Below are 5,541 nucleotides of genomic sequence, written 5' to 3'. Positions count from 1 at the left end.
AGGTGTTGTGGGGAGAGGTGAATCTGGATCGCGATCAATCGGCGCGTGATGCGTTTGCGGATTGGATGGTGTCGCCCAGCAATCCCAATTTCGCATCGACCGCCGTCAATCGTATCTGGCAATACTTGTGCGGCCGCGGGATCGTCGATGCGGTCGACGATTTGGACCAAGTCAGCGACGAAGAGCGGCAGGTGCTTGATGAGCTCGGCGGCATGTTTGCCCAGTCGGGTTTCGACATCCGGTGGTTGATCGAAGGTATCTGTAACAGCAAATTTTATCAGCGTGTTAGTCTTTCCAAAGAACTCGTTCACAGCGACACGGTGACGCTGCGTCCGCTGAAGACGCTGACCCCCGAGCAAGTTTTTGACTCACTCGAGCAAGCTCTCGCGTTGCCGGTCGGTCGCATCGACAATCCGCCCCGCTATAACGGAATGCGAGACGCGTTTGTTAGTCGGATGGATGAAGCTGCAGCGGAATCCCCCGAAGATTATCGGGCCGGCGTTCCGCAAGCCTTGATCGTGATGAACGGAAAGTTGACGGCGGACGCAGCCAGTTTAGAGAAGAGTCGAACGTTGAGGGCGACCGTGGACGCTCCCTTTATGAGCACCGCCGAAAAAATTGAAACCTTGTTTTTGGCAGCGTTCACGCGATTGCCTCGTCAGGACGAACTCGATTTTTTGGTCGGGCACATCCATTCGCAACCCGCAGAATATCGCAATCAGGCGTATGAGGAGGTTTTTTGGGGCATGTTAAACAGCCCCGAATTTGTTTTGAGTCGTTAATGCTCCGTCTGGGCTGAAAATTGAAGTGGGTCGTAGCGGAAGTCGTCAGGGCTTTTCGTTGTATTTGACGCACGATCCGAAATTCTTGGCGAGTTTCGCTACCTTGAAAATTTACCTTTGGCAACGCACTCGGCGATGGGTTGCACGTCATTCCTGCACGAAAGTCATCTAATGAACTCATTCTTCAACCGCGATTACTCGCGTCGCGACTTTGCGAGGATCAGTGCGTCGAGCGTGCTTGGCGTTTCTTTTTCGGGTTGGCTGCCGACGTTGGCGCATGCCGCGAAACAGCAAGGCAAGCCTCGCGCTTGCATCGTGCTGTGGATGACCGGTGGTCCCTCGCAAACGGACACGTTTGACCTGAAACCGAATCACCAAAACGGCGGCCCCTTTAAAGAAATTTCGACCTCGGTTCCCGGAATCAAAATCAGCGAGCATCTTCCCAAGCTTGCGAACCAGATGAACGACATGGCGATCATCCGCAGCATGAACACGAGCGAAGGGGACCATGGCCGTGGCACGGAATTAATGTTGACCGGCTATCGCCCCGGCAACGCGGCGATTCAATACCCGTCGCTTGGTTCGTTGGTCTCGAAAGAGATTGGCCAATCCGACAACGAATTGCCCAATTACGTCAGTCTGTCGACGTTCCAATTTGCACCCAACGTGAACGGGGCTGGGTTCCTGGGGCCTCGCTATGCACCGCTTGTCGTCTCGGGTGACAGCAACGATCCGCAATCACGCGCGAATTTGTCGATCGACAATTTGCAGCCTGCAAAGGGAGTGGACCCCGAGTCGATGAACAAGCGGATCGAGGTGCTCAAGTATTTGCAGAGTGGATTCGCGGCTCAAACGACAAGCGAGTCGGCGCAATCGCACTCGGCCAACTATGATCGTGCAATCAAGATGGTCCAGTCGCAAGCGAAACATGCTTTCAAGTTAGAGCAAGAACCGGCGGAGTTGCGTGATCGATATGGCCGCAACCGGTTTGGGCAAGGTTGCTTGTTGGCACGTCGTTTAGTGGAGCGTGGCGTTGCGTTTGTCGAGGTAGCGTTGTCGCAGGTCAACAACAATCCCGTCGCCTGGGATACGCACGGCGACAACTTTACGCGTGTCCGCGAGTTGTCCGAAGTGCTCGACCCGGCCTGGTCCACGTTGATGGACGATCTGCGTGAGCGTGGCCTACTCGAATCGACACTGATCGTTTGGATGGGAGAGTTCGGACGCACCCCGATTATTAATTCAACCGGTGGACGCGATCACTTTCCCGGAGGTTGGTCGACCGTTTTGGCTGGCGGTCCAATCAAGGGCGGACAAGTCGTTGGCGCCACAAGTGAAGACGGAATGGAGATCGTCGATCGTCCTGTGACCACCAAAGATTTGTTTGCGACTGTTTGCACCGCACTAGATATCGATCCCGAGAGCGAAAATTACTCTCGCGAAGGACGGCCGATTCGAATGATCGACGAGGGGGGCAAGGCGATCAATGAATTGGTAGGGTGAACAGCGTTTGCATGTCGAAGCGATCACAATTGGTCGTGATGCCGTGATCCAATTCCGCCTCAGCGAACGTGAGAGCAATACGAATCAACTACATGAGAAAACATCGTTAATTATGGGCGGCAAGCGTCTTTTTTTGATCTTCGCCATTGCCTGCAGCTTGCTGTGGGTTCCGCTGGCCCGCTGCGCCGAGCAGGCCCCGAGTCAGACGAAGGGCGAAGTGCGTGACGTCATTCTGATGCTTGAACCGGGGCCGCTGCATCTGCGTTTACACATCGCTTTGGGCGGCCAGTCGCTACCCGCGATTCGCGAAGCGTATGTTGACCGCTTGATGCAAACGCTCGACCAAGACGAAGACGGCAAGTTGTCGCAAGAGGAAATGATGCGTTCACCGTTGTTGCGAACGCCGCAACGTCCCTTGGCCGCCAGCTTTCTGAAATCATTGGGCACCGCCCAAACGTTCACACGCAGTGACATCATGCGAACGGTCGAACGCGTCGGAGGCGAAACGATTGCGTATCGCGAGGACACGACGTCGGTGAACAATGATCAAGAACTCTTCAATTTCCTCGACCAAGATTCCTCGGGACAGCTGGACCGAATGGAATTGGTTGCAGCGGCGCGGCGCGTTCTGGAAAAGGATTTGGATCGAGACGAAGTGGTCAGTTTCGAAGAATTGCTTCCCGAACCGGTGGTTGACCCCAGCGATCCGATTGCTGGATTGACGGTGGAAACGCCACGACGTCCCTCGGCCGGCATTTCGACGATGATACGAGACACGCGTGAGACACGATTGTCACAACGGTTGCTCCGACAATACGACGCGAACCGTGACCGCAAACTTTCGCAAACCGAATTGGCCTGGGACGATGTATCGTTTCGTTTTATGGACACCAGCGGCGATGGTTTGCTTGATGAGGTCGAGCTCGGTTTCATCCATCAATCGCCAGTGGACTTAGAGTTGGCGATCGATTTGGAACCTGTCGACGACACGATTCCCGCGGTGCAAGTGATCCACGCCAATGGAAAGCGAATTGAAAGGACCATGCGGCCTGATTTTGCCAAGATTCAGTTCGAAGGAGCGATTGTCAGCTTCACACGCCGAAAAATTGATCCGATCGCGACGGCGGTCGAAAACGCAATGATCGAGTTCAACAATATGGATATCGATGTCAATGGATATCTCGAAAAGGAAGAAACGGAGCAGCGAGTTCGGTTTGCACGTGGACTGTTTGAAACCATCGATTTTGATGGGGACGGTCGAATCTCGGGTGAAGAGATGGAACAGTATGTTCGAGTACGAAGCGAACCGCTTGCAACGAGTTGCCGCGTCAATATCTTTGATACCGGACACGGGTTCTTTATGGCGTTAGACTCAAGCGGCGATGGGCGGATCGGTTTCCGCGAGCGACGCGATTCTGCAAAGACACTTGCGATGCTCGATCGTGATGGCCAATCCGGGGTGTCGATGGAAGAACCGGTGCGACATTTCCATATTGAATTTGTTCGCGGTGCCTACCGATTGTTTGGAGCCAACGACGAATCCGCTGACGAAACACCCGCCTTTCAACAGCGAAGTGAATCAGGCCCGACATGGTTTCGCCGCATGGACCGCAACGGAGACGGAGACTTGGTGTGGGGTGAATTCCTTGGACCTCGCGATGTCTTTCATCAATTAGATGCCGACCACGATGGTTTGATCGATCCGGTGGAAGCGACCGCAGCAGAAAATAGCCAGAAAAACGAAACGAGTGGACCGTAATGAAAAAAATGAATATGGAATCGAATTCGCCCTCCGCAACTGCGACTGCCGCCGCCGGCACATCGGCGACTCTCTCTGCGGATGATGCAACCATCGTCCAGCGACTGCGTGAAGCACGCCAGCGGGTCAAAGACGAAATGGCCAAAGTGGTCGTGGGGCAAGACGAAATTGTCGACCATCTGTTGATTGGTTTGCTGTGTCAGGGACACGTCTTGCTGCATGGCGTTCCGGGACTCGGCAAGACATTGATGGGACGGACGTTAGCCAAAACGTTGGACATGGATTTTAAGCGGATCCAGTTCACGCCCGATCTGATGCCATCGGATATTACCGGTACCGATGTGATGGAAGAGGACCATACGACGGGAAAACATACGTTGCAGTTTCTGCGAGGCCCGGTGTTCACCAATTTCCTGTTGGCGGATGAAATCAATCGAACGCCGCCGAAGACTCAAGCTTCGTTGTTGCAGGCGATGCAAGAGCGAGAGGTTTCCGTGGGCACACAAACATTCAAATTGTCGCCGCCCTTTTTTGTCGTCGCGACTCAGAACCCGATCGAAATGGAAGGAACTTATCCGCTGCCCGAAGCTCAGGTGGACCGTTTCATGTTCAACTTGCGAGTGAAATACCCGACGGTTCAAGAGGAGGTGCAGATCATCAAGGGCACCACCAGCACGTTGACCGCCGAAGCAAGTGAGGTGATGGCAGCCGACGAGGTGGTGCGGTTACAACAACTTGTGCGGGGTGTTCCCGTCGCCGACTCGGTCATTCACTACGTCGCCCGCTTAGTGGCCCAGACGCGGCCGGGGCAGGTGCCCAATGAGGATTCGATCCACAAATACATCTCGTACGGAGCGAGTCCGCGGGCGTCTCAGTATTTGGTGCTCGGTGCCAAGGCGAGGGCGATTTTGTCAGGCAAATACCATGTCGATTTTGCGGATATTCAAGCGATTGCTCATCCCGTATTGCGGCATCGATTGGTTTTAAATTTCCACGCACGTGCCGACAAAGTCGATTCCGACATGTTGATTGATCGCATCCTAAAACTGGTTCCCCTGGAAGGTTAATCGACGTGGCCGGAACACTTCATCCCAACGATCTTGTCGACCCTGCGTTTTTTTCGCGACTGGACGATATTGAACTTCGCGCCCAAGCGGTGGTCGAAGGCTTTCTGCACGGATTGCATCGCAGCCCGTTTGTTGGCTTTAGTGTCGAGTTTAATTCGCACCGCGAGTATGTCCCCGGCGACGATCTGCGGCATGTGAATTGGAAACTCTACGCTCGCCAGCAACGTTTGTATGTGAAGGAGTATGATGCTGAAACGAACATGAATGTCTATATCATGCTCGACATCAGCCAATCGATGGAATGTGCGAACACCGGTCAAAGTAAATTCCAGTACGGTGCTGCACTGGCTGCCGCGATTGCCCATTTGGCATTAAAGCAACACGACGCTGTCGGTATCACCTTGTTCTCGGATCGCGTCGTTTCGCATTT

General features: G+C 54.1%; 5 protein-coding genes. All 5 read left to right on the top strand.

Annotation, left to right across the window (positions count from 1 at the left end; all coding sequences use genetic code 11):
• Positions 1-782 (top strand): DUF1553 domain-containing protein (locus tag ABX962_RS28865; protein ID WP_372724676.1); only part of this gene is annotated, 782 nt, incomplete at its 5' end.
• Between the two features lie 171 nt (positions 783-953).
• Positions 954-2,285, top strand: a complete 1,332-nt coding sequence (locus ABX962_RS28860; protein WP_372724674.1) for a DUF1501 domain-containing protein — start codon at positions 954-956, stop codon at positions 2,283-2,285.
• 43 nt (positions 2,286-2,328) lie between these two features.
• Positions 2,329-4,044: an EF-hand domain-containing protein gene (locus ABX962_RS28855; RefSeq protein WP_372724672.1), complete on the top strand. Its 1,716-nt coding sequence runs from the start codon at positions 2,329-2,331 to the stop codon at positions 4,042-4,044.
• 8 nt (positions 4,045-4,052) lie between these two features.
• A complete protein-coding gene (locus ABX962_RS28850) occupies positions 4,053-5,111 on the top strand; it encodes an AAA family ATPase (protein ID WP_372724678.1) in 1,059 nt (352 codons plus the stop codon).
• 5 nt (positions 5,112-5,116) lie between these two features.
• A partial coding sequence (locus ABX962_RS28845; protein ID WP_372724670.1) for a DUF58 domain-containing protein occupies positions 5,117-5,541 on the top strand: 425 nt, incomplete at its 3' end.

This window comes from Novipirellula sp., from assembly GCF_041583735.1.
Classification (GTDB): domain Bacteria; phylum Planctomycetota; class Planctomycetia; order Pirellulales; family Pirellulaceae; genus Novipirellula.
The sequence above is the reverse complement of the archived record's forward strand: the minus strand, read 5'-3'. Positions and strand labels throughout refer to the sequence as shown.

Coding starts and splice junctions, on each gene's coding strand:
- ABX962_RS28850 (WP_372724678.1), top strand. CDS start 4,053: ATGAATATGGAATCGAATTCGCCCTCCGCAACTGCGACTGCCGCCGCC.
- ABX962_RS28860 (WP_372724674.1), top strand. CDS start 954: ATGAACTCATTCTTCAACCGCGATTACTCGCGTCGCGACTTTGCGAGG.